The sequence below is a fragment of the Agrobacterium burrii genome, from assembly GCF_017313405.1.
Taxonomy (GTDB): Bacteria; Pseudomonadota; Alphaproteobacteria; order Rhizobiales; family Rhizobiaceae; genus Agrobacterium; species Agrobacterium burrii.
Genome location: NZ_JAFLNA010000003.1, coordinates 339,501 through 363,621, shown reverse-complemented (window position 1 = coordinate 363,621; position 24,121 = coordinate 339,501). Strand labels below are relative to the sequence as shown.

Genomic DNA, 24,121 nt, shown 5'->3' with positions numbered 1-24,121 from the left:
ATACCCCAATGTGAGAAACAGACAGCTGGGGCGAAGACGGTTGCGACCTTCATGACGGGCAGACCACCTGGATTAAAGCGCTGGGTTTTCGGACTTGTCCTTCGGCTTGGCCATCAGTTTTTCCAGAAAACCGAGCATAACCGCCGAGACGACAAAAGCCAGATGGATGATGGTGAACCACATCAGCTTGCTGTCCGAATATTGGTTGGCGTTAAGAAATATCTGCAACAGGTGGATGGACGAAATCGCCACGATCGACGACGCGACCTTGATCTTCAGACTGCCGGCGTCGAGCTTGCCCAGAAACGAAACCTCGGCATCCGCATTATCAAAGCGGCTGACGAAATTCTCGTAACCGGAAATCATCACCATGACGATCAGGCTGGCGACCAGCGCCGCATCGATCAAGCCGAGCATGGCGAGGATCATATCCGACTCGTCGTAAATAAAGACGTTTTTTGCAACCTTCAGGAACTTGAGCGCGAAGGAAAACGCATAAACCGCCAGCGCCGCGACAAGCCCGAGATAAAAAACGACGAGCAGCCAGCGGCTGGAGAGGATGATCCGCTCGACGAGCAGTTCAAGAGACTTCATTTCCGTATCCGATAAATAATTTGTTTACTGTTGGAGCATGCTTTCTTTCGCCATGTAAACTGGCTGCGAATATCCTAGCAAGCGGCAATGTCGGGACTTTGGCGGCATCGTGGCGTTTTTTGCCGCATTCGGCGTCTGGAAGACGCCACTACAGCCTGTAACATTTCTGCAACATACCGTTATGCTTTAAAACATGATGCAAAAAGTCATATATAATATGTTGACAGTTATCATCATGTTTTCTAGTCCTCGCTTATCGGCTCGCCCGTAACAATTCAGAACATTTTCAGCCGCGCACAAGTGCGGCGCGTTTTTGCGCGCCGTGTCTATTCGCGCGCCTACCGGGGGTAATTAATGTCCATCTCGCGCACGCATTCCGCGCTGCTTCTGTGCACCGCCATGTCTCTTCTGCCGCTTGCCGGCCCCGCACGGGCGCAGGATGCCGCTTCGCAGGCGAACGACACGACGACGCTTGAAAAGATCGTGGTCAAGGGCAAGCGCGTCAAAAGCGTAAACGCCGCCGCCGATACGCCGCTCGCAAGCCAGACGACGGCGGAAGAGATCAGGAAGAAAGACATCGGCAGCATCAAGGATCTCGGAAACTCGACCGAGCCGGGCGTCGATTACGTGGATTCCAAGCCCGGCCGACCCGGCGGATTGTTCATTCGCGGCCTCGGTGGCGCTCGCGTCGTAACGCTGATTGACAATATTCCCGTTCCCTACTTCAACAATTTCGCCCGCCAGGGGCAGGCCACCACCACGCTCAGCGATACGAATTCGAGTTTCGATTTTTCGTCACTCTCCACGGTTGACGTGGTGCGCGGTGCGGATTCCAGCCGTATCGGCTCCGGCGCTCTTGGCGGCGCGCTCGTGCTGCGCACACTCGAGCCGGAAGACCTGATCGGCGAAGGCAAAGATTGGGGCGGCGTTGCCAAAACCACCTATGACAGCGAGGACAGAAGCGTCGGCGGATCGCTCGCCGTGGCCAAGAAGATCGAGAACACCTCTGTTCTGTTCCAGGGCTCCTACAAGCGTGGCAACGAGACGGACAACAAGGGCACCGCCGATATCTACGGAACGCGCCGCACCAAGCCCAACCCGGCCGACACCTATGAAAGCAACCTGATGTTCAAGATCCGTCAGGATCTTGAAGGCGGCCATCGCATCGGCCTGACAGCCGAGCGTTATTCGCTGAGAAACCGCAGCGACATGAAGACCCTGCAGGGTGTCAGCGTTTCGGGATCGACCTACCGCATCGGCGACTATAGGGGCTACGAGGACACCGAGCGCGACCGCGTATCGCTGGATTACGAATACGACGCGCCTTCGACCGACGGCCTGATCGATGCCGCCAATCTGTCGCTTTACTGGACGCGTCTTTCCAAGGAATCCGGCGCTGGCGACCGACTGACCAATAATTCGCTCTATATCCGCGAAGACAGCATGCGCAACAGCGCATTTGGCATCGTCGGCGGCCTTGAATCCGGTTTCGAACTCGGCGGTGTGCAGCACACGGTCCGTTTCGGCGGCAACGCCATGACGACCGATTTCAGCCAGGAGCTTTTCGCCAACACGGCCGGTTCGACCTCCTCGTCGCAGTCCGACATGCCTGACGTGAGCGGCAAGAGCCTCGGTCTTTATCTCGATGACGAAATCGCGTTTGGCAACGGCTTCCGCCTTACCCCCGGTTTGCGCTTCGATTCCTATGATTACGATCCGGATGGTTCAGTATCCAGCAACAGCGGTTACAACACGTTCGGCCTGCCAAGCGGCAACAGCGGCTCGCGCTTCTCGCCAAAACTGCTTGCCACCTATGACGTGACGCCGGAACTGCAGCTCTTCGCACAATGGTCGATGGCCTATCGTGCGCCGACAATCAATGAATTGTACCTGAACTTCTCGAATATCAGTTCCGGTTACGCGGTGGTGGGTAACTCCGCCCTCAACCCTGAAACCAGCAATGGCTTTGAGATCGGCGCAAACTATGCCTCCGGCGACCTGACAGGCGGCCTGACGCTGTTCCACAACAAATACAAGAACTTCATCGAGCAATACACGACATCGACCACCCTCTTCCCCGGTTTCGGCGGCAGGGGCAACGGCTCGCTCTTCACCTATCGCAACCGTAACAATGTCGAAATCTCCGGCGTGGAAGCCAAGGTCCGCAAGGAACTGGCAAACGGCTTCTTCGCCCATGCCTCGCTCGCTTATGCCTATGGCAAGGACACCGACACGAATGAGTTCATTCGCACGGTCGCGCCGTTCAAATCCGTCGTCGGCGTCGGCTACGCGCAGGAAACCTGGGGCACGGAATTCACCGGCATCTTCTCCTCCGGAATGCGTGACGACAAGGTGGCGACCACCTTTGACGCACCCGGTTACGGTATCTTCAACCTGACCGGATGGTGGGAGCCTGAACAGACGAAGGGCCTGCGCATTCAGGCCGGCGTCTACAACCTGTTCGACAGGCAATACTGGAATGCGGTCGGCGTTCGCGACGTTAATCCCAACGCCGTCAGCTCCGTGAACCAGCCGGTCGACTTCTATACGGAAGCCGGACGCACCTTCAAAATCTCCCTGACCCAGAAATTCTAAAACCGGGCAGAAACATCATCTCCAGAACATCATCTCCAGTCGGGGCGGCCTACGGGTCGCCCCTTTTTTGTCAGCGGCAATAGAGATAACCACCCTTTCGCTCCAGTACGTCGAGATGCAGGTGGTCCTGATGGGTGGCATCGCTGCCGGGGGAAAGAACGGTGCGGAAGAACAGGCAGGCGGCGGCCGTAATCGTGCGCTGGAAGGCGCCTTCCGGCGTTCCATCCTCGCCGCGCGGTTTCATCACCAGCGGCTTGCCCTTATCGAAAGCGATGGTGGAAATATCCACCGCATTGCCCTTGGCATGTTCGGAAATTTTGCCCGTTTCGGCACTGTTGCGGTTGCGGCAGATATAGGTGGAGGCATTGGCGATCGCCGTGACCTTTCTCTCCGGCAGAGCGAGCGCCGCCGCCGGCAGCATCATTTCCTCTGTCCAGCGCGATAGAGCAAGCGCGGTTTCGCAGCGCATGGTGCCTGAAGGTTCGAGCTTGATGCCGGGCAGAACCACGGAAAGCTCAATCGGCGCTTCAATACCACAGCCCTGTTCCTCGTCCCGGATCGGTTCAAGCTTCTTGAATTCCGCGCCGATTTCCTTCAGCGCGCCAAGGCAGGCCTCAAGTGCCGCCGGGTCTTCCGGCTTTACCGGCTCCGGCGGTTTTTCCTCCGGTTTTGCCGCTTCGTCAGCCGGTTTCTGTTGTTCTCCGCCGTTCTTGCCCTCACTTTTCCCCTTTGCATCATCGGAACCCTTATCAGCGGGTGTCTTTTCACCATCCGGTTTCTGCTCTTCCGGAACCTGCGGCTTCGGGACCGGTTTCGGCGCTTCCACCGGATCTTTCGCCTTTTCGTCGGCGGGTTTTTCCGAGGGGGTGGAGGATTGCGCCTCACCCGGTTTAGGCTGTGGCACCGGCACCTGCGCCGGGGGTTCCGAGGCGGAAATCAATGCGAAGCTGGTTACCAGAAGACACAGGCGATGAAGCATTTTATGGGGCACTCCTGACCGTTTCGGCAGGAGAGCAACGCAGCAGCGGCCGGTAAGGTTCAGTGCCTCACCGAAATCCGCTTGCCAAGGCGGATTGCGCAGGCTAACAATTTTGCCATGAACATCGTGTCTATGAACATTGCTAACTGGTGGTGGAGCAGCTTTACGCGGCCTTGACCAGTCATGTCTTCAGACAAAGTCCAAGCCGCCCGAATTTTCAGGCGGCTTTTTTGTTATTTTGCCGCCTGTCATCGGGCCTGAACAACAGGAAGTACGAAAGAAATGGTAACGATCATTCAGGATGACGGGGCGGAAACCTACGAGACGAAAGGCGACATAAAAGTCAGCCGCAAGCGTCGGCCCGCCGATTACGCCAGCGCCATCGATAATTACATCGAAAGGCTCGATTCCCATCGCGGCGCGGTTTTTTCGTCCAACTATGAATATCCGGGCCGTTATACCCGCTGGGACACGGCCATTATCGACCCACCGCTCGGCATTTCCTGTTTTGGCCGCAAGATGTGGATCGAGGCCTATAATGGCCGCGGCGAAGTGCTGCTCGGCTTCATCACCGAAAAGCTGAAGGCGACGCCCGATCTTACCCTCGGTGCATCCTCCACCCGCCGTCTCGACCTGACCGTCAACGAACCGGACCGCGTCTTCACGGAAGAAGAACGCTCGAAAATCCCGACCGTCTTCACCGCGCTCAGAGCTATCGTCGATCTCTTCTATTCGAATGCGGATTCTGCCATCGGCCTGTTCGGCGCTTTCGGTTACGATCTCGCTTTCCAGTTCGATGCCATCAAGCTGTCGCTTTCACGCCCGGAAGACCAGCGCGACATGGTGCTCTACCTGCCCGACGAAATCCTCGTCGTTGACCACTATTCCGCCAAGGCCTGGATCGACCGTTACGATTTCGAAAAGGCCGGCGTGACGACTGACGGCAAGTCCTCCGACATCACACCCGATCCCTTCAAGACCACCGATACGATCCCGCCCAAGGGCGATCACCGCCCCGGCGAATATTCCGAGCTGGTGGTGAAGGCCAAGGAAAGCTTCCGCCGCGGCGACCTGTTCGAAGTCGTTCCCGGCCAGAAATTCATGGAGCGTTGCGAAAGCAATCCGTCGGCGATTTCGCGCCGCCTGAAGGCGATCAACCCTTCGCCCTATTCCTTCTTCATCAATCTCGGCCATCAGGAATATCTGGTCGGTGCCTCGCCGGAAATGTTCGTGCGCGTCTCCGGCCGCCGCATCGAGACCTGCCCTATCTCAGGCACCATCAAGCGCGGCGACGACCCGATTGCCGATAGCGAGCAGATCCTCAAGCTGCTCAACTCGAAGAAGGATGAGTCCGAACTCACCATGTGTTCGGATGTGGACCGCAACGACAAAAGCCGCGTCTGCGAGCCGGGCTCGGTGAAGGTCATCGGCCGCCGCCAGATCGAGATGTATTCGCGCCTCATCCACACGGTTGACCACATCGAAGGCCGCCTGCGCGACGACATGGATGCCTTTGACGGTTTCCTCAGCCACGCCTGGGCCGTCACCGTCACCGGTGCGCCGAAACTCTGGGCCATGCGTTTCATCGAAGGTCATGAAAAGAGCCCGCGCGCCTGGTATGGCGGCGCCATCGGCATGGTCGGTTTCAATGGCGACATGAACACCGGGCTGACGCTGCGCACCATCCGCATCAAGGACGGCATTGCCGAGGTTCGCGCCGGTGCGACGCTGCTTAACGATTCCAATCCGCAGGAAGAAGAAGCAGAAACCGAACTGAAGGCTTCCGCTATGATATCAGCCATTCGTGATGCCAAGGGCACCAACTCTGCCGCCACCAAACGCGATGCCGCCAAGGTGGGCACCGGCGTCAAAATCCTGCTCGTCGACCACGAGGACAGCTTCGTGCACACGCTGGCGAATTATTTCCGCCAGACGGGTGCAACGGTCTCCACCGTCAGATCGCCGGTTGCGGCAGACGTGTTCGATCGCTTCCAGCCCGATCTCGTCGTGCTTTCGCCCGGACCCGGCAGCCCGACAGATTTCGACTGCAAGGCGACGATCAAGGCCGCCCGCGCCCGTGATCTGCCGATCTTCGGCGTCTGCCTCGGTCTTCAGGCCCTGGCGGAAGCCTATGGCGGAGAGTTGCGTCAGCTTGCGGTGCCGATGCACGGCAAACCTTCGCGCATCCGTGTACTGGAGCCCGGCCTCGTCTTCTCCGGCCTCGGCAAGGAAGTGACCGTTGGCCGTTACCATTCGATCTTCGCCGACCCCGCCACCCTGCCGCGTGATTTCATCATCACCGCGGAAAGCGAGGACGGCACGATCATGGGTATCGAACACGCCAAGGAACCGGTGGCCGCCGTGCAGTTCCACCCGGAATCGATCATGACGCTCGGCCAGGACGCCGGCATGCGGATGATCGAAAACGTGGTGGTGCATCTGACCCGCAAGGCGAAGACGAAAGCCGCTTGATGACGCTTGACGACACCGTATCCATCGAGCCGATCCGGGCGGAGCACGTTGAAAGCTTTCATCGTGCTCTTGATGCGGTGTCGCGCGAGCAGAAATATCTGAGCTTTCTGGAGGCGCCGCCGCTCGAAGCGGTGCGCGCCTTCGTTCTCGACATGATCGAAAACGACCATCCGCAATTCGTGGCGATTATGGACGATGAAGTTATTGGCTGGTGCGATATTCGCCGCGTGAGCAGAGAAACCCGCGCCCATTGCGGCACGCTCGGCATGGGCATCCTGCCAGCCTATCGTGACAAGGGACTGGGTGCGCGGCTGATGCAGCGGACGCTCGATGCCGCCCGTCAATGCGGGCTGCATCGTATTGAATTAAGCGTGCATGGGGACAATGCCAGAGCCATCGCGCTCTATGAAAAGATCGGCTTCGTACATGAAGGCCGGGCACGCGACGCTGTTCTGATCGACGGACGTTACATTGACAGCCTGAACATGGCGATCATCTTCGGCAACTAAGCCCTCGGCAGCGAGGCGGAGATGCACAGCGCGAACTTCTTCAGCAGCTGCATGTCGAAATGGCCTTCCCGGCGCAGCATCCATGTCAGTGCTTCATTCGCCGTCCACGGCTTCTTGTAGGGCCTGACCGAGGTGACGGCATCATAGACGTCGCAGATCGCCGCAATGCGGGCGTAAAGGCTGATCTCGGCACCTGAGCGGCCGCTCGGATAACCGCCTCCATCCATCCGCTCGTGGTGGTTGAAGCAGACATCGAGAACCATCTCCGGCATCTGCGCGTTGCGCGACAGGATATCGCGTCCGAAGGCGGGATGGAGATTGATGATCTCCCGCTCACTGGAGTTCAGCCCATCCGCCTTGTTGAGGATCGACGAGGGAATTTCCACCTTGCCGATATCATGCAGCAGGCCGCTGATGCCGAGCAGATCAACCGTTGCCTTATCCAGCCCGAGATAGCAGCCGAAATGCATCATCAAACCGCTGACGGATACCGAATGCACGAAAGTTGTTTCGTCTTTCGATTTCAGGCGGGTAACGCCGATGAAGATCGCCGGGTTTGACTGCACCGCTTCGGAAATCTTGCCCGTTGCGACCGCCATGCCTTTCAGCGAAACACCACCACCGGCTTCTGCGACCGCAAAGGTCTCCGCAACCGCATCAGCTGCCGAACGAACGGCATGGCTGACGGCTACCGTGATTTCAGAGCAACTGCCCGGTTGTACGAGGGCAGGTACGCCGGCCCCCGACCTGCCTTCGATATCATTTCCCCTCGCCGTATTGATGACGATGCTTTCCGCGCCGCTCGATTTCAGCTGGCGCACCACATCCTCATGCCGCAGGAGAAACCGATGTCGTTGCATAATCTGCCGGTTCGACAGCGTTCCCTCGACCGCCTCGATAAACATGCCAACAGTTAATTGCCGGGTGGAAATTCGCTTAAGCATCAGACGCTTTTATTTTCCTTCCCGGGAATGATAACGTGACCCGCTATTGATAAAAACTAACGTAAAACCAGCCTTCAGACGGATAAATATAAGCCCGCCGAACTATTTAACTCTGCAACACAGAACATAAGATAGCACGAATATGAAAATTATTTACTCAGGATATATTTAAAAAACGAAGAATCAATCTGAATACAGCAAGAAACAACCTGAGAATGTAAATATTGATAATTCTCGCATACGACGTAAACCAGGAACCGAAGAAGAACCGCATGAATTCGAAACTTGAAACGCGCATCGATCAGGGTACGGGCCGTGAACCGGCAGATATGGTTCTTAAAGGCGGACGCTTCTTCGACCTCGTGACCGGGGAACTTGTTGCTTCGGATATTGCCGTCTGCGGCGATACCATCATCGGCACCTGCGAGAACTATCGCGGCCGCCGGGAAATCGATATTACCGGCAAGATTGTCGTTCCGGGTTTCATCGATACGCATCTTCATATCGAATCATCGCTCGTCACCCCGCATGAGTTCGACCGCTGCGTTTTGCCCTATGGCGTCACAACGGCCATTTGCGACCCGCATGAGATTGCCAATGTTCTGGGAGTGGAAGGACTTCAATTCTTCCTCGACAGCGCCATGGAAACCATCATGGACGTCCGCGTGCAGCTCTCCTCCTGCGTGCCCGCAACCCATCTGGAAACCTCGGGCGCCGATCTGCCGATCGAGAAGCTTTTGCCGTTCCGCAATCACCCGAAGGTCATCGGGCTTGCCGAATTCATGAATTTTCCGGGCGTCATCCACAAGGACCCGGTATGCATGGCAAAACTGGAGGCCTTTCAGGGCCAGCATATCGACGGGCACGCGCCGCTTCTCTCCGGAACGGCACTGAACGGTTATCTCGCAGCCGGCATCCGCACCGAACATGAATGCACGAGTGCACCGGAAGCATTGGAAAAAATCCGCAAGGGCATGCATATTCTCGTACGCGAAGGCTCTGTGTCAAAAGACCTGCATGCCCTGATGCCGATCATCACCGAACGACTGTCGCCCTATCTGGCGCTGTGCACGGATGATCGCAATCCGCTCGATATCGCCGAACAGGGCCATCTCGACTATATGATCCGCACCGCCATCGCCAGCGGCGTTGAACCGCTCGCCATCTACCGCGCCGCCTCGATTTCCGCCGCGAAAGCCTTCGGCCTGCGCGACCGCGGCCTCATCGCACCCGGCTGGCGCGCCGATCTCGTGGTCATCGATAGTCTGCAGAACTGCAAGGCCAGCATGGTGCTTTCCGGCGGACGGATCGTCGATGATGCCCTGTTTGCCACCCGCAAGCCGGTCGCCCCTGTCGGTCTCGACAGCGTCAAGGCAAGGCCGGTGCTCGCTTCCCATTTTGGCGTGCCCGTCACCGAAGGCGAAAGCCCTGTCATGGGCGTGCTTCCCGGCAAGATCATTACCGAACATCGCCGCTATAAACTACCGACGGACGGTAACCAGACGACGGTCGATCTCGAGAACGATATCATCAAGGTCGCCGTCATCGAACGCCATGGCAAGAACGGCAACCACGCCAACGGTTTCGTGCAGGGCTTCGGCCTGACGAAAGGCGCCATCGCCTCCACCGTCGGCCATGACAGCCACAATATCTGCGTCGTCGGCGTCAGTGAGGACGACATGGCGCTCGCCGCCAATCGCCTTGGTGAAATCAAGGGCGGTTTCGTGGTGGTCGAAGACGGCAAGGTGACCGGCGAAATCCCGCTCCCCGTTGCCGGGCTGATGAGCCTCGAACCCTATGAGACGGTGCGCGATACGCTGCATACGTTGAGAAAAGCCGCCTATGCGCTCGGCACGACGCTGGAGGAACCCTTCCTGCAGGTGGCCTTCCTGCCGCTGCCCGTCATTCCGCATTTGAAGATTTCGGATATGGGCATGGTGGATGTGGACCGGTTTGCGCTGATCTGATTGACGGGAAAGGCCGTTCAGACGCGATCATCTAGTCTCTTATTCCTGCTTTTGTTGCGGGGATAAGGGAATGAAGACGGCGCCCTAAGCGCTTACGAAACGCAACTCAAAGATAGATTCGGACAAGTTTACGATTCTACTTATGATCGCGTTTGTAGATGTCTCACGCACCTGATCGCCGAGACATAATATTTAGGGGACCACCATGCAGATTCCCGGAAGCAATTACTCATTTTATACCACGTCAACTAGAAACGTAACCTCCGCAACTACGGGTGCCGCAACGGCCAAACCCGACTATACAAAGCTGGCTGATTATAACAGTCGCGACAATATCATCTTTCAGAACTTACTGAAAAATCCCACCGTTCAGGACAACGTCGTCCTCAATGAAGACGGCACATATTCCTTTATTCCCGGCAAGGGTGCGCAGAGCGAAGAGGAAGGCGTCATGCGTGCACTGATAGAAGAGCAGAACGGCGATTTCTTCCAGCCGGGACAGCAGGCACCTTATTCCAAAACTGAAGTTTCAATGTTCAGGCAGACAACCGGTTATAACCTCCTGCAAGCCGGGGGCGGATACATGATCGTTGACGACTTTGGGTATCCAGCTCCATCAGATGACCGTAAAATTGCGGAAGCCGGATGGAAGATGTTCGACCTTGCGAAAGGCATACAGGAGACTGAGATGCCAGGCGGCGAGATCTCCAGTGAGGGCCTGAAAGCTGTCGGCGTGATGCTTCGGGATCGTCTCGGGGCCGACGCCGAACTCTATCAGCACCTCATCGATATGCTGACAAAGATGGACAAAACAGAAGCGTGGACACAAACGGATCAACCTATCTCGCAGTCCAAACTAGGTTGATCATAACTCGTTCACCGGGCTCGAAATTGGCAGAGCACTGAATTTGCCAATCTCGCAGTCTCAACAGCTTCAAGGCTCCGGGGACAACAACTTCCGAAAATAAACCACCCGCTCCGTTTCCTCAAACCCCAGCGCCGCATGCATGCGGTGGGAATCCACGTTGGAAATATCGGCATCGGAAGCAAGCTCGCTCACGCCTTGGCGAACTGCCCAGCGGGTCACCTCAGCCACCAGCGCGGCGGCAATGCCTTGGCCGCGAAACGCCTCCTCGACATAAATCCCCTCCAGAAACGCCACGGGCGACGTGTCGCAGCCGTTGACGTAATCATGCCGCAGGCTGACATCGGCAAAACCGACGGCCATTCCGGCTGGATCATAGGCAATAAATCCGGCCTCGTTGTCGGAAAGGTCCTGCAATTCCGCTTTATGTTCGGCAGGCGTCGCATCGGGCCATAAACGGTGGCGCAGAAGCGCCCAATCATCCAGAGACGCGGCGGCATCCCTGATGATAAATTGCCCCGTCACGCCACGACCCCGCAAAACGCATCCAGCCCGTCGAGCTTCACGATGTCAGCGTCGAACAGCGGCGCAAAGCCCGGCATCGGCAGGATATCCGTCACATGCATGGCCTTCGACAGCGGAAACTCCACCGCCTCGCGGGTGAGATTGAAAATGAACAGCAGTTTTTCGTCACCCTTCTGGCGGGTGAACGCCAGCACATCGAGATTGGTCTTGAGAAAGTGCATGTCGCCATCACGCAACGCGCCATGGCCTTTGCGGAACGACAAAACGGCACGGTAATGGTTCAGCACCGAATCCGGCTTGCGCTCCTGCCCATCCACGGCCTGCATGGCATGGACATAGGGCACCGGCAGCCACGGCTTTTCAGCGTCAGAGAAGCCGGAATTCGGCTTGCCCGTTTCCCACACCATCGGCGTGCGGCATCCGTCACGGCCCTTGAAGGCGGGCCAGAAACGAATGCCATAGGGGTCGCGCAGATCCTCGAAGGCGAGTTCCGCCTCGGTCAGCCCCAGTTCCTCGCCCTGATAAAGACATATCGAGCCGCGCAGGCTGGCGAGAACACAGATGGCGAGCTTCGCCACCCGTGTCTGCTCCTCCACGCTTTCGGAAAAGCGGGTGAGATGGCGCACCACATCATGGTTGGAAAAGGCCCAGCACACCCAGCCATCCGTGACCACCTTTCCGAAGGTTTCCACCGAGCCGCGCAGATGTTTCGCGCTGAAATCCGGCCCCAGCAGGTCGAACGTGTAGCACATGTTGAGCTTGTCATTACCGGATGTATAGGATGCCACCGTCTTCAGTGAACGCGCCCCGTCCCCTACTTCGCCAACGGTGGCACGTCCCTCATATTCGTTGAGAAGCGCACGGAAGCGCTTGAGGAAGGCAACGTTTTCCGGCCGCGTCTTGTCGTAGAGATGGTCCTGCATACCGTAGGGATTGACGTCGGAGGCATCGAGACCAAAACTTTCGTCATCGAAAAGCGGCGGGTTGTCGCGCAACAGCTTGTCGTGGAAATAGTGATTGACGGTATCGAGCCGGAAACCATCCACGCCGCGATCGAGCCAGAACCGCACGGTTTCCAGGAGCGCATCCTGAACCTCGGCATTGTGGAAATTGAGATCCGGCTGCGAGGCGAGGAAGCTGTGCATGTAATATTGCTTGCGCACGCCGTCCCATTCCCATGCCGGCCCGCCGAACACGGAAAGCCAGTTGGTGGGCGCAGTGCCATCCGGCTTGGGATTGGCCCAGACATACCAGTCGGCCTTGCTGTTGATGCGGCTGGCACGGCTGTCCACGAACCAGGGATGTTTGTCGGATGTGTGCGAAATCACCTGATCGATAATGACCTTCAGCCCCAGCCGGTGCGCCTCGGCCATCAGAACATCGAAATCGGCAAGCGTGCCGAACATCGGATCGACATTGCAATAATCGGAAACATCGTAGCCCATATCGGCCATGGGCGAGGTGAAAAACGGCGAAAGCCAGATGGCGTCGACGCCCAGCGACGCGATATAGGGCAGCCGTTTCGTCACCCCGGCAAGATCGCCATATCCGTCGCCGGTCGTATCCTGAAACGAGCGCGGATAGACCTGATAGATCACCGCTCCCTTCCACCAGTCCGATTGCGCTTGAGATTTATGGACCGGGGCATGGGGTAGCGTCATCGGCGATCTCCTAATGGTGTCTGGCCGGGAGAATATAAAGCTGTCGCGGCCACGTAAACCGGAACTTCGCACACGCACAATCGACCAGAACCGCACTTGTCAGCGGCGTTCGCCCGTCGTAAGCCGCATGGCTGGAAAAAACGGGAGGATGACGGCGTGGGTGGACGGTTTCTGTCGATTGGCGAATGCATGGTGGAACTGTCGCAGGCCGGCAACGGGCTGCTGCGCAAGGGTTTCGCCGGGGATACGTTCAACACCGCCTGGTATGCACGTGCCTGCCTGCCGGAGGACTGGTCCGTCGATTATTTCACCGCACTCGGCGATGATCCGCTTTCGGAAGATATGCTCACCTTCATCGCGGAAGCCGGCATCGGCACGGAAAAAATCCGTCGCATCAAGGGCGGCACACCCGGCCTTTACCTCATCAACCTGAAAGACGGCGAGCGCACCTTCAGCTACTGGCGCAACGCCGCCGCCGCAAGACAGCTGGCGGCCGATGCGGACCACCTGCGCCAGACGGTGGAAAGCGCCGACGTCATCTATTTCTCCGGCATCACCCTCGCCATTCTCGCCTCCGCGCATGATGTCGATACGTTTCTGGCGGAACTTCGCCGCGCGAAAGCGGCAGGCAAGCCCGTGATTTTCGATCCAAACATCCGCCCGCGTCTCTGGGCGGACAAGGACACGATGCTGGAAACGATCACCAATGGCGCACGCGCCGCAACGCTTGTCATGCCGAGTTTCGATGACGAAACCAGCCATTTCGGCGATAGTTCCGTGGAAGCGACCATCGACCGTTATCGTTCGCTGGGCGTCGAAAACATCGTCGTGAAAGACGGCGTAAAGGGTGCCACGCTCGATTTCGGCGGCAACCGCAGCCACGCGCCAGCGGTGGAAGCCGTGGACGTGGTGGACACGACGAGCGCGGGCGATAGTTTCAACGGCGCGTTCCTCGCCCGTTACGTGACCGGCAGTTCACCCGAAGAAGCCGCCACTTTCGCCGCAAGGGCAGCGGCAACCGTCATCGGCCATCACGGCGCGCTGATCAGCCCCGAGCTTCTGCCGCTGGTCGGATAGGCGGTGAGGCTGCCCTGAACAGGGACGATATTGACCGTCATACGGCCTGACATGATCCTGTAACACGCACGCCGCATATACGGGCGGAAGCCGGGCAATGGGGAATCGCCTGCGCGCAGATGAGCAGGATCAGTGTTTCATGACGAGAATCACGATTGTCACAGATGCCTGGCACCCGCAGGTCAACGGCGTGGTTCGCTCGATCGAAAACACCAATACCGAGCTGGCGCGGCTTGGTGTGGATGTGAACATGGTCACGCCACAGAGTTTCTACAGCATCCCCTGCCCCACCTATCCGGAAATCCGCCTCTCGGTCGCCGGTTATCGCCGTGTGGCGGCGGAGATCGAAAAAAGCCAGCCCTCCTTCGTACACATCGCCACCGAAGGTCCGCTGGGTTTCATGGCACGGCGCTGGTGCGTGAAAAACCACATACGTTTTTCCACCAGCTATCACACCCGCTTCCCCGAATATGTCGCGGCGCGTTTTCCAATCCCGGAAAGCTGGCTTTATGCGTTCGTGCGCTGGTTCCACAATGGCGGTAACACCTGCATGGTGGCGACGCCAAGCCTTGAGACCGAGCTGGAAGCGCGCGGCGTCAAGAACCTGAAGCGCTGGAGCCGCGGCATCGATGCCGAACTGTTCCACCCGCGCCCGAAAACGACGCTGCCTTTCGATCTGCCGAGACCGATCTTCATGACCGTCGGTCGTGTGGCGGTGGAAAAGAACCTGCCGGAATTCCTCGACCTCGACCTGCCCGGATCGAAGGTCGTCATCGGCGACGGCCCGGCCCGCCACGAATTGCAGGAAAAATATCCCGGCGTGCTGTTTACCGGCGTCAAGACCGGCGAAGAGCTTGCCGACGCCTATGCGCAGGCCGATGTCTTTGTTTTCCCTTCCAAGACCGACACTTTCGGCAACACCATTCTGGAAGCGCTGGCAAGCGGCGTGCCCGTGGCCGCCTTCCCCGTTACCGGGCCGATCGATATTCTCGGTGGCAATCCCGGTGCGGGGGCACTGGACGACAATCTTCGCAATGCCTGTCTGGCGGCGCTTCATTGTTCGCCGCAGGAGGCGCTGGCGCTTTCCAGAAGCTACAGCTGGGAAAAGGCCTCGCGGCAATTCCTCGACAATGTCATCCACGCGGCGGGAAAATCCCTGCCGCTCCTGTCGCGTTCACAGCTTGCCTGAAGGCAGGCACATCCCCGGTTTTTTTTGCGCGGGGACAGTGGACGAAACATGGCGGGAATGTCACAAGGCAATCAGGACGCGACCGCCGTTATCTTTAGAACGGGGTCGGGCTGCTGATTGACGTCAGGCGGTTGCCGCGAGATTACGCTGGCCGTCCTATTTCCCGATGATACGCCGCCAGCCCCCTTGAGATGCCGCTTCAGGATAAGGCAAGCAGCTCTTTTTGCTGGGCTGCTGACCATTGATTGATCTTCTCGATAATCTCCATTGGCGCCATCGGCAGGGCGCTGTTGGGGATGACAGCCACCGTCCCGTGAAAAACCAGCACCAGACTATCCTGCGGCGTGAGTGCGAGATGGTAGCGCGCCCAGCTCAGCTGCACGGTGTCCAGTCTTGTGACCTGCTTGTAACCCTCGGGTCCTATCTCCACCTGTGTGTGAGGCGAATACATCCGATCATTGGCAATATTCCAATGTGCCAGGACCTCGTAATAGGATTTCATCTCCCTTCTCGAGCCCCGCGAGACAATGAACCATATGGCGAGGGCCACAAACGGTGCGGGTGCAAACACCCAATAACCGACCACCGGCCAGACGCCGGGAAACCACGGCAGACTTATGGAATAGATGGCAGCGGCAGCCAGTCCCGCAAACGAGGATAGATGCGCTCTTGCCGAGGCAAAATGGCGCTTCCAGGACTTGTCACAAATCATACTGTAATTTTCATAGGCCTGATTTTGATAGCCGTAGACATAATAAGGCACATGTTTCGGGTCGGGCGTGAAGCTGATTGAAATGGTGTCATCGGCCATAGGAGCACATCAATCCCGTCCCTGATGCAGTTTAATCTGCGTAACAGGGTTGCCCTTATAAATCAAAAGACCTTTCGCTGCCGAAACCTTTAGGGATCAGCGCCGTGCGGCAAAACCCGCCTTCACCATGCTCCGGAAAGCATTTGCCCGGAGAGCGGCACAGTCTGTGCCTTGCCATCCCGATCCGTCACCGACAATGATGCCGACATCTGTTTCGGCGACTTGCGGAACCAGTTGGCGGCGACGCTTGCCATATCGCCGAGCATCGCGTGGCGGTGCCAGTCGGCAAAGCGTTTTGCCGTCGCTTCAGGTTCTGAACGGTAGAAGAAATCGCCGGATTGCCCGAGATCGTTGATGGACGCTGCCATCGCCGACAGCGGGCGCTGAAACATCTTCGGCGGCACTGACAGGCCCCGCGCACTATCCGAAAAAGCCGGCGTCATGAAATCGATCGCCCATCCATCCGCCTCGACCCAGCAATGGAAATTGTCGCCCGCGCCCGTCACGTAACCATCCTCGCGATGATCCGCGAACAACAGAACCTTGCCTCCGAGATTATAGGCGGCAAGCCCGCCCTTCGGCACAGCTTTCACCTTGTAGTGCTGCTGGAGAATGAACGCACCGAATGTGCTGAAATACATGGAAGCCGAAGCGGGATCGGCATTCTGGCTGAGAAGCAGGCTGTTGATGACCCGGTAAATCCGGTGATAGTCGGTCTGCTTGATCAACATGGTTTTTTACTCTTCTAAGGCAGGACGTTGGACGAGCGTCCGCCGCTTGTTTCTTCTCCCCGAGGGGGAGAAGGTCGCGGCAGCGGGATGAAGGGGCGAGGCCGTCGATATGCGGAGAGGTTGCCCCTCATCCGACCCTTCGGGCCACCTTCTCCCCGGCGAGGAGAAGAAATACGCAGCAACCCCTCACGTCAAAATCAACGCCGCTTCTTCGCCTTGCTCTCAAACGGATTATCGGACCCGCGATAATGCACGCGGATCGGCACGCCCGGCATGTCGAAATCCTTGCGCAGGCCGTTCACCAGATAACGCGTATAGCTCTCCGGAATAGCTTCCGGGCGCGTGCAGGAAATCATGAAGGCCGGCGGGCGGGCTTTTACCTGCGTCATATATTTCAGCTTCAGGCGACGGCCGGAAACGGCCGGCGGCGGATGCTGCGTGGTCTGTCCATCCAGCCAGCGGTTCAGCTTGGCGGTCGAGATACGGCGGTTCCAGACCTTGTCCGTATCGATGATGCTTTGCATCAGCCGGTCGAGACCATAACCCGTCTGGCCGGACATCGGCACGGCGCGAATGCCGCGCGCCTGCGGCAGAAGCCGCTCGGTCTTCTCACGCAGATCGGCAAGATAGGCCTGCGGGTCTTCAACCAGATCCCATTTGTTGAAAGCGAGCACGGCGGCTCGGCCTTCACGGATGACGAGATCGACCAGCTGCAGATCCTGCTTTTCGAACGGGATGGTGCTGTCGAACACGATCACCACCGTTTCGGCAAAACGGATGGAGCGCAGCGAATCCGCAACCGAGAGCTTCTCCAGCTTCTCCGTCACCTTGGCCTTGCGGCGCATGCCGGCCGTATCGAACATCTTGATGGTACGGCCGCGCCAGTCCCATTCAACGGAAATGCTGTCGCGGGTAATGCCGGCCTCCGGGCCGGTCAGCAAGCGGTCTTCACCGAGGAACCGGTTGATGAGCGTCGACTTGCCCGCATTCGGCCGGCCGATGATGGCGACGCGCAGCGGCTTGGTCTCGTCATAGACGGGCTCTTCGTCTTCTTCTTCCTCGCTGCCCGGCTCAGTGCGCGGAAGCACGATGTCGGTCTCCGCCTCGTCCACTTCAGGCGGGAAAGCGACGTCTTCGCCAATCGCCTCGACAATGGCGTCGCGCAGGTCGATCATGCCCTGGCCATGTTCGGCCGAGACAGGGCAAGGCTCGCCAAGACCGAGGGTGAAGGCGTCATAGAAGCCGGCATCGGAACCGCGCGCTTCGGACTTGTTGGCCACCAGCACCACCGGCTTGCCGCGACGGCGCAGCATTTCGCCCAGCGTCTCGTCGGCGGGCGTCAGGCCCGCCTTGGCGTCGATGACGAACAGCGTCACATCGGCCTCATCGATCGCCGCTTCGGTCTGCGCCCACATGCGGCCCTGAAGCGTTTCCGGCCCGGATTGCTCCAGACCGGCGGTATCGATGATGGTGAAGCGCAGGTCGATGAGCTTCGCATCGCCGGGACGGCGGTCGCGGGTCACACCCGGCGTGTCGTCCACCAGCGCCAGCTTCTTTCCGACCAGACGGTTGAAAAGGGTGGACTTGCCGACATTGGGGCGCCCGACTATGGCGACGGTGAAGCTCATTGTTGTCTGTTCCTTAGAGCAAGTCTGCCCAAAACGTTACCTGTTTTGGGCAAAAGACATGCGTAAAATAAAGAGTTGGATCGCTTTGGCAATGCGAAGATATGCCGGGGCGATCTGGCTCGGAGAAGCGGCTTTAAGCAGCTTTGCCCGAAGCGGTGATATTGTCGAGCATGATCTGCGCGCGGTTCGTCACATTGCGCGGCGCCTGCGTGTCGCTGATGATCTGCTCGAACCATTGTTTGGCCTTGGCAAAATCGCCAGCCTTGTAGGCGGCAAGACCCAGCGCCTCGCGGGCGGAGGCGCGCATGGTCTGGCCTTCGGCGCTCAAAGGCTCGGCCAGCGCAACCACCTGATCATAGGTGCCGTTATCGACCAAAAGCCATGCAGCGCGCACCTTGGCCGTGTCACGAAACACCTGCGGTGCCGAAGTATCGTTGCCAATGGCGGTGAAGGCGGCGATGGCGCCAGCCGCATCACCCTTCTGCGACAGCAGCGTGGCCGAGCGGAACTTCGCCAGAACCGGATAATTGCCGTGGCCGGAGGTTTCGAGATCGGAGAAAGCCTTCAGCGCTTCATCCGTCTTGTTTTCAGAAGCAAGCGTCAGCGCCGCCAGAAACTGGTCGCCGGAATTGGAAGCGCGGCTGGTGTTCCAGTATTCGTAGATACCGGCGCCAGCGGCACCGACAACCACGAGAATGGCGGCGCCGACGACCACGATACCGTAACGGCCCCAGAAGCGCGACAGCTGCTCGGAGCGGATCTGCTCGTTCACTTCGCGGATAAAGGTATCATTTTCGTTTGCCATCAAATTCTCCGTTACCCGCGCGGAGATCGTTCCCGATCCATCCGTCTGCGGACATACCAAGCCGCTTACCCGGACAGGCACAAGCATGGCCGACCGGGTCATGGTCGGCCTTCTAGCCTATTTTGCCTGATATGTAAGGGGGAAACGTCGATTTCCTACATCGCGATGGGCTGAACGCCGATCAACCATTCGTGCAGTTTCAGGATGAAAGCCCCCCAGAGAACGATGCCGCCGACAATGGCCACCAGATCGTAGCGGCCCGAGACGAACGAACGAACCACTTTTTCGCCCGCTCTCTCGCGACGCTTCAGCGAAATCCGCATCACCACACCCCAGGCGAGGAACGAGGCAAAGAGCAGGATCGAAGAGGTTTCGCCATTCGCCAGAAGATGGGCGAGCGCCCAGATCTTGACGGCGAGGATGAGCGGATGTTTCGTCTTCGTCGCAATGTAGCCAGCCGGTATGAGGCTGGCGATAAGACAGATCATCGCCGGCAGCATCAGGGTCACGGCGAGATGGCTCGTCCAGACCGGCGGATACCACAACATGCCCGTCTCCTGCCGGGCTTCCCCGAAGGCGTAGATGACGAGACCGAGCGTGATGAGGCTGGCGAGGGAATAGACGCCCTTGAAAGGACCTTCACCCATTTTCGCGATCAGCCGCGCGCGAAACTGCGGCGCAAACACTTTTAAAAGATGCGTCAGGAAAAACAAGGCAAGACAGAGTACGAGAAAAAGCATGAAACACAGTCCCCGGTGGATCGGAACGCGGCCAAAATAACCGCGAGGCAGAACAGGAATTAGGCTTAAAGACGTTTAAAAGCCAGACTATTCAAAGCTTCGCCTTATTCCACCCGCAAAAGGCCACGATGTTTCATATGACGGATGACTGATGTTTCGCGAATTTGCCGCTTTTTCCCTGTCGCTTCTCACCGCCCTGCCCGCTTTTGCCGAAAATACGGAAAAGCCGAAGCAGCTCGTCATCGTGTCTTTTGATGGCGCAGGCGACAATACGCTATGGGAAAGAAGTCGGGCGACAGCGAAGGAAGTCGGCGCGCATTTCACCTATTTTCTCGCCTGCACACTGGTGCTGGATCGCAAGACCAGCGCCAAGACCTATCAGGGACCCGGCCAGAAGGCCGGTCGCTCCAATGTCGGTTTCGGCCAGTCGCCGGAAGAGGTGGAGGCAAGGCTCAGAAACATCTGGGCCGCCTATCGCGAAGGTAACGAGATCGGCAACCACACCTGCGGCCATTTCGATGGCGGGCAGTGGACAGCGGAACAATGGGACGGCGAATTCACCACCTTCACCAGCATGCTGGAAAACGCCTGGCAGATGATCGGCAAGAAGGGCGAGGAACCGGAAGGCTGGCGCGACATGGTGAAGAACATCAACGGTTTCCGCGCCCCTTATCTGTCGCAGGGACCGGCTTTGACCGCCGCGCAGAAGAAGCACGGCTTCGTTTATGACGCCACCAGCGTCACCAAGGGCCCGGAATGGCCGGTGGAGCGTGACGGTATTCAACATTTCGGCCTGCCGCTCATTCCCGAAGGACCAGGCAACCGCCCCATCATCGCCATGGACTACAATCTCTTCATCCGCCATTCCATCGGCGTCGAGACACCGGATCGTTCGAAGGAATTCGAGGAACGCGCCTACACGGCCTTCCGCAACGCTTTCGACAGGCAATATAATGGCGAGCGCATTCCGCTACAGATGGGCTTTCATTTCGTGAAGATGAATGGCGGCGCCTATTGGAACGCCTATGAGCGGCTGCTGCGCGAAGTCTGCCGGAAAGACGATGTCGCCTGTGTGAGTTATGCGCAGGCTATGCCGATGATCGAGGCCCGCAAGAAGCAGAAGACCGAGGGCTGAAATTATCAGTTCGCGCAAAAAAGGCGGCCGGTTGGCCGCCTTTTTTGTTTTCGTCAGGGCTTGTTAGCCGCCAGTTCTCCGGCTTCCGCTTCCCGCTGAAGATAACGCTCGTCGATGTCAGGCAGGGGTTTGTCGTCGATCGCGGCTTCGAAGGCCACGAGACGTTTATGGATGGAAAGCAGTTCGATGATCGTCGTCCAGGAATTGACCAGATACTGGAACGAATTGCTGACCTGACCGAAGGCCGTGGCGATCTGCTGGTAGATACCATAGGTAATCTTGCCGGCGACGATGGTGGGAACAAGCATCAGGAGCAGGAACACCGCATCTGCCTGAATGTAGAAATACCGCGCCACGTTGAAATAGAGATAGTGCCAGTACATGCGGAAATAATTCTTCCGCACATTGGAATAGAGCTCCTTGACTGTCGGCGGCTGGGCGCGGTCGGCGTGATCCTCGCCATAGACCAGTTCCTTACGATAGGCAGCTTCCACACGCTGGTTGCGGAAGTTCAAGCCGGGCAGCTTGATGCCGACCGTCGCCAGGAGCACCGTGCCGAATATGGACCAGACGATAGCCAGCCAGAACAGCGCATGCGGCACTTCGCCGATGATCGGCAATTCAGAGACATAGGACGACAGCGCAAACAGGATCGGCAGGAAGACGACGAGCGTCATCACCGAGTTGATCAGGGTGATGCCCAATGCCTCCAGCGTCGAGGAGAACCGCATCGTATCTTCCTGAACACGCTGGGACGCACCTTCGATGTGGCGCAGCTTTTCCCACTTGGACATGTAGAAGTCGTTCATCGCGGTTCGCCAGCGGAAGATGTAATGGCTGGTGAAGAAATCCGTCAGGATCGAAACCGCCATGCTGAGAAAGGCGATCTTGGCGAAGACGATCTGGAGGCTGTAGAAATCCCAGACTTCGATACCCGGTTGTTTGGAAAGGGCATTCTGCAGCAGATCGCCGAAAGGCCGGCGGAAATTGTTGATGACGACGGAAATCTGAACGCCGAAATAGGTCACCGCGATAATCAGCAGCGATCCCCATATGGACCAGAGCTTCCAGGGGTGATCCTTGGCGATGACGGTCCAGACAACGCCGAATAACGCCAGGCACGATGCGAGATAGCCGTAAAAGAACAGATTTGCGGGAACCAGAAAATAGCTGAGATCGTAGGGTTCCTGCTCGGGCATCACATAACCCCAAGACCTGCCTACGCTATCAACGATGAAGTACCAGGCAAGGATGGCGACGAAGGCCCAGACAATCGCGGAGATGAAGAACAATTTGGGCTTGGGAAAGAAAGAATGAAACACGTTTAGAACTCACGCGCGTTTGAAATCAGCCATTATTGGCGAAGCACTAGATGGCCCGAACCTAGGGCAGAAATTTGTGCACAGCAACGGCGAAGCGCGGACCTTAACAAGATGTAAGGCGCGAACGGCGGATCGATCCCGGCGAAAAGCCTCGCAAAAGGTCTGGATTGGTGCCGGGGACCCCGTGCAGGCTCAACGCAGCCGCTCGGCGGCAAGAACCGGCAGCATCAGCACGATACTGACGACCAGCACGGCGGAGGCGAGAATGCTGGGCGCGGTAAAACTTCCCGTCACCTCGGCGATCCACCCGGCGGCCAGCGGCCCGACGATCTGCCCCGTTCCGAAGGCCGCCGTCATCAGTGCGAAGGCGCGGCGCGGGCTTGGCCCGGCAAATTCCCGGCCGAGCTGCAGGCCATAGGCGGTGATGACCATGAAGGTCAGCCCCAGAAGCAGACCGCCCGCCAGGACGCCAGGCACCGGCGGCAGCATCACGGAGGCGAAGACGCCGATGGCTTCGACGGCAAGAACGATCACGAAGGCCCGTTTCAGCCCCTTCGCCTTCAGCAGCGGTTTCCACAGGAACAACGAAACGGCGGCGGCGCAGCCGGTGATGAACCAGGCCAGAAACTCCACGAAGGCACCGGCAGCAGCCATGCGCGCAATCGCCACGATGAAGGTGGCGGTGATGACATAACCGAAACCGAACAGCCCATAGGCGAGCGTCGTCAGAAACAGCGGTCGCGTCCATTCAAGCGGCGGCTCGGCCATTGAGGACGCATGCCGCGGCGGGCCGGCGGGCAGCACCCGCCAGACAAGAAGGAACGTCAGGAAGGAAAAGACGGCACCGGCGATCCACTCCTCCCGCCAGGAGGCGCCGCCACCATCAAAAACAACACCGATCAGATAGACCGCAAGCGAGGAGATCGCGATACCCGCGCCAACCCCGCCATAATGCAGCGCCTGAATATGATCTTTGCCGGCCTTCATGGCGTGGCCGATGACGATTTGCGACGTGAAGATCATGGTCAGCGCGCTGGCGACACCGGCGAGAAAGCGGATGACGGTGAAGGCCGCGACTGAATTGAACGCGGCCATGGCAAGCAGCAGCGCAGCTGTGGAAAACAGCCCGCCAAGCGCCACCAGCCGCTCCCGTCCAGAACCCCAAGAATAGGCCGAAAGCACCGCACCCGCCAGATAACCGGCAAAGTTGCCCGCCGCCACGATCCCCGCATCGCCCGCCGACAGAGGCACATCCGCCATCATGCCGGGCAGGATGGGGGTGAAGGAAAAGCGGCCGAAACCCATGGCGGACGCCATCATGAGAGCCCCGGCGAAACCGAGTGCGGTCAGATGTCTGGCGGAAAGTGGCTTGTCGGTGGTCATGCATGGCTTATCGCAACCGGGCGGATAAGCGACAAGCGAGTTATTTTGATCGGCGTCATAAGCCGGATTTATCGGTCACGCGGCGAGCAGCGATGCGTTCCGAGTGTGCCGCGTATTTCTTCTCCCCGAGGGGGAGAAGGTGGTCCGAAGGGTCGGATGAGGGGGCAACGTTGCCGGATTTTCGGAGAG

Annotated in this window: 20 protein-coding genes; 8 read left to right on the top strand and 12 right to left on the bottom strand. The window is 58.3% G+C overall.

Annotated features, from left to right (window positions below; translation table 11 throughout):
* Positions 1 to 72 precede the first annotated feature (72 nt).
* Complete coding sequence (locus JZX89_RS08460) at positions 73 to 594, bottom strand: TIGR00645 family protein (RefSeq protein ID WP_149899996.1); 522 nt, start codon at positions 592 to 594, stop codon at positions 73 to 75.
* Positions 595 to 948: 354 nt separating this feature from the next.
* Here JZX89_RS08460 and JZX89_RS08455 point away from each other — a divergent pair, with 354 nt between their 5' ends.
* A complete protein-coding gene (locus JZX89_RS08455) occupies positions 949 to 3,189 on the top strand; it encodes a TonB-dependent hemoglobin/transferrin/lactoferrin family receptor (RefSeq protein WP_207133790.1) in 2,241 nt (746 codons plus the stop codon).
* 70 nt (positions 3,190 to 3,259) lie between these two features.
* On the opposite strand, the gene JZX89_RS08450 is transcribed toward JZX89_RS08455, so the two are convergent.
* Entirely contained in the window at positions 3,260 to 4,168 is a 909-nt protein-coding gene (locus JZX89_RS08450; protein WP_207133789.1) for an extensin-like domain-containing protein, read from the bottom strand.
* Between the two features lie 282 nt (positions 4,169 to 4,450).
* On the opposite strand from JZX89_RS08450, the gene JZX89_RS08445 reads away from it, so the two are divergent.
* Positions 4,451 to 6,640: an anthranilate synthase gene (locus tag JZX89_RS08445; protein WP_207133788.1), complete on the top strand. Its 2,190-nt coding sequence runs from the start codon at positions 4,451 to 4,453 to the stop codon at positions 6,638 to 6,640.
* On the top strand, positions 6,640 to 7,149 hold the full coding sequence (locus tag JZX89_RS08440; protein WP_207133787.1) for a GNAT family N-acetyltransferase: 510 nt from the start codon (positions 6,640 to 6,642) through the stop codon (positions 7,147 to 7,149). Before JZX89_RS08445 ends, JZX89_RS08440 begins: the two co-directional genes overlap by 1 nt.
* On the opposite strand, the gene JZX89_RS08435 is transcribed toward JZX89_RS08440, so the two are convergent.
* A complete protein-coding gene (locus JZX89_RS08435) occupies positions 7,146 to 8,093 on the bottom strand; it encodes an HD-GYP domain-containing protein (protein ID WP_207133786.1) in 948 nt (315 codons plus the stop codon). The genes JZX89_RS08440 and JZX89_RS08435 overlap by 4 nt on opposite strands.
* Positions 8,094 to 8,365: 272 nt before the next feature.
* Here JZX89_RS08435 and ade point away from each other — a divergent pair, with 272 nt between their 5' ends.
* The gene (gene ade, locus JZX89_RS08430) at positions 8,366 to 10,060 is read left to right on the top strand and encodes an adenine deaminase (protein ID WP_207133785.1); all 1,695 of its coding nucleotides are present in this window, start codon (positions 8,366 to 8,368) and stop codon (positions 10,058 to 10,060) included.
* A 205-nt stretch (positions 10,061 to 10,265) separates the two neighbouring features.
* Entirely contained in the window at positions 10,266 to 10,925 is a 660-nt protein-coding gene (locus tag JZX89_RS08425; protein WP_207133784.1) for a hypothetical protein, read from the top strand.
* A 69-nt stretch (positions 10,926 to 10,994) separates the two neighbouring features.
* Here the strand turns inward: JZX89_RS08425 and aac(6') are convergent, their stop codons facing one another.
* Together aac(6') and bglA are read right to left on the bottom strand one after the other, a co-directional pair.
* Positions 10,995 to 11,450 (bottom strand): aminoglycoside 6'-N-acetyltransferase, encoded by a 456-nt coding sequence (aac(6'), locus tag JZX89_RS08420; protein WP_207133783.1) that lies wholly within the window; start codon positions 11,448 to 11,450, stop codon positions 10,995 to 10,997.
* A complete protein-coding gene (gene bglA / locus JZX89_RS08415; RefSeq protein WP_207133782.1) occupies positions 11,447 to 13,111 on the bottom strand; it encodes a beta-galactosidase BglA in 1,665 nt (554 codons plus the stop codon). Before bglA ends, aac(6') begins: the two co-directional genes overlap by 4 nt.
* 156 nt (positions 13,112 to 13,267) lie before the next feature.
* Here bglA and JZX89_RS08410 point away from each other — a divergent pair, with 156 nt between their 5' ends.
* Positions 13,268 to 14,188, top strand: a complete 921-nt coding sequence (locus tag JZX89_RS08410) for a sugar kinase (RefSeq protein WP_207133781.1) — start codon at positions 13,268 to 13,270, stop codon at positions 14,186 to 14,188.
* Between the two features lie 139 nt (positions 14,189 to 14,327).
* Complete coding sequence (locus JZX89_RS08405; protein ID WP_207133780.1) at positions 14,328 to 15,377, top strand: glycosyltransferase family 4 protein; 1,050 nt, start codon at positions 14,328 to 14,330, stop codon at positions 15,375 to 15,377.
* Between the two features lie 199 nt (positions 15,378 to 15,576).
* Here the strand turns inward: JZX89_RS08405 and JZX89_RS08400 are convergent, their stop codons facing one another.
* From JZX89_RS08400 to JZX89_RS08380, 5 genes are all read right to left on the bottom strand, one after another.
* A complete protein-coding gene (locus tag JZX89_RS08400; RefSeq protein ID WP_174373361.1) occupies positions 15,577 to 16,188 on the bottom strand; it encodes a hypothetical protein in 612 nt (203 codons plus the stop codon).
* 122 nt (positions 16,189 to 16,310) lie between these two features.
* A complete protein-coding gene (locus JZX89_RS08395) occupies positions 16,311 to 16,919 on the bottom strand; it encodes a DUF2026 family protein (RefSeq protein WP_207133779.1) in 609 nt (202 codons plus the stop codon).
* A gap of 197 nt (positions 16,920 to 17,116) precedes the next feature.
* Positions 17,117 to 18,547 (bottom strand): ribosome biogenesis GTPase Der, encoded by a 1,431-nt coding sequence (der, locus tag JZX89_RS08390; RefSeq protein ID WP_149899984.1) that lies wholly within the window; start codon positions 18,545 to 18,547, stop codon positions 17,117 to 17,119.
* Between the two features lie 133 nt (positions 18,548 to 18,680).
* Positions 18,681 to 19,352 carry a tetratricopeptide repeat protein gene (locus JZX89_RS08385; RefSeq protein ID WP_149899983.1) on the bottom strand — a complete coding sequence of 224 codons (672 nt, stop codon included), beginning with the start codon at positions 19,350 to 19,352 and terminating at the stop codon, positions 18,681 to 18,683.
* Between the two features lie 155 nt (positions 19,353 to 19,507).
* A complete protein-coding gene (locus tag JZX89_RS08380) occupies positions 19,508 to 20,092 on the bottom strand; it encodes an NnrU family protein (RefSeq protein ID WP_207133778.1) in 585 nt (194 codons plus the stop codon).
* 151 nt (positions 20,093 to 20,243) lie between these two features.
* Here JZX89_RS08380 and JZX89_RS08375 point away from each other — a divergent pair, with 151 nt between their 5' ends.
* Positions 20,244 to 21,227 carry a polysaccharide deacetylase family protein gene (locus JZX89_RS08375; protein WP_207133777.1) on the top strand — a complete coding sequence of 328 codons (984 nt, stop codon included), beginning with the start codon at positions 20,244 to 20,246 and terminating at the stop codon, positions 21,225 to 21,227.
* A 53-nt stretch (positions 21,228 to 21,280) separates the two neighbouring features.
* Here the strand turns inward: JZX89_RS08375 and sbmA are convergent, their stop codons facing one another.
* Positions 21,281 to 22,549, bottom strand: a complete 1,269-nt coding sequence (gene sbmA / locus JZX89_RS08370) for a peptide antibiotic transporter SbmA (RefSeq protein ID WP_174009012.1) — start codon at positions 22,547 to 22,549, stop codon at positions 21,281 to 21,283.
* Between the two features lie 192 nt (positions 22,550 to 22,741).
* Positions 22,742 to 23,932 carry an MFS transporter gene (locus JZX89_RS08365; protein ID WP_207133776.1) on the bottom strand — a complete coding sequence of 397 codons (1,191 nt, stop codon included), beginning with the start codon at positions 23,930 to 23,932 and terminating at the stop codon, positions 22,742 to 22,744.
* Positions 23,933 to 24,121: the final 189 nt, after the last annotated feature.

Coding starts and splice junctions, on each gene's coding strand:
- JZX89_RS08405 (WP_207133780.1), top strand. CDS start 14,328: ATGACGAGAATCACGATTGTCACAGATGCCTGGCACCCGCAGGTCAAC.
- JZX89_RS08425 (WP_207133784.1), top strand. CDS start 10,266: ATGCAGATTCCCGGAAGCAATTACTCATTTTATACCACGTCAACTAGA.
- JZX89_RS08450 (WP_207133789.1), bottom strand. CDS start 4,168: ATGCTTCATCGCCTGTGTCTTCTGGTAACCAGCTTCGCATTGATTTCC.
- JZX89_RS08375 (WP_207133777.1), top strand. CDS start 20,244: ATGTTTCGCGAATTTGCCGCTTTTTCCCTGTCGCTTCTCACCGCCCTG.
- JZX89_RS08445 (WP_207133788.1), top strand. CDS start 4,451: ATGGTAACGATCATTCAGGATGACGGGGCGGAAACCTACGAGACGAAA.
- JZX89_RS08365 (WP_207133776.1), bottom strand. CDS start 23,932: ATGACCACCGACAAGCCACTTTCCGCCAGACATCTGACCGCACTCGGT.
- JZX89_RS08395 (WP_207133779.1), bottom strand. CDS start 16,919: ATGTTGATCAAGCAGACCGACTATCACCGGATTTACCGGGTCATCAAC.
- JZX89_RS08455 (WP_207133790.1), top strand. CDS start 949: ATGTCCATCTCGCGCACGCATTCCGCGCTGCTTCTGTGCACCGCCATG.
- bglA (WP_207133782.1), bottom strand. CDS start 13,111: ATGACGCTACCCCATGCCCCGGTCCATAAATCTCAAGCGCAATCGGAC.
- JZX89_RS08380 (WP_207133778.1), bottom strand. CDS start 20,092: ATGCTTTTTCTCGTACTCTGTCTTGCCTTGTTTTTCCTGACGCATCTT.
- der (WP_149899984.1), bottom strand. CDS start 18,547: ATGAGCTTCACCGTCGCCATAGTCGGGCGCCCCAATGTCGGCAAGTCC.
- JZX89_RS08440 (WP_207133787.1), top strand. CDS start 6,640: ATGACGCTTGACGACACCGTATCCATCGAGCCGATCCGGGCGGAGCAC.
- ade (WP_207133785.1), top strand. CDS start 8,366: ATGAATTCGAAACTTGAAACGCGCATCGATCAGGGTACGGGCCGTGAA.
- JZX89_RS08460 (WP_149899996.1), bottom strand. CDS start 594: ATGAAGTCTCTTGAACTGCTCGTCGAGCGGATCATCCTCTCCAGCCGC.
- JZX89_RS08385 (WP_149899983.1), bottom strand. CDS start 19,352: ATGGCAAACGAAAATGATACCTTTATCCGCGAAGTGAACGAGCAGATC.
- JZX89_RS08435 (WP_207133786.1), bottom strand. CDS start 8,093: ATGCTTAAGCGAATTTCCACCCGGCAATTAACTGTTGGCATGTTTATC.
- JZX89_RS08400 (WP_174373361.1), bottom strand. CDS start 16,188: ATGGCCGATGACACCATTTCAATCAGCTTCACGCCCGACCCGAAACAT.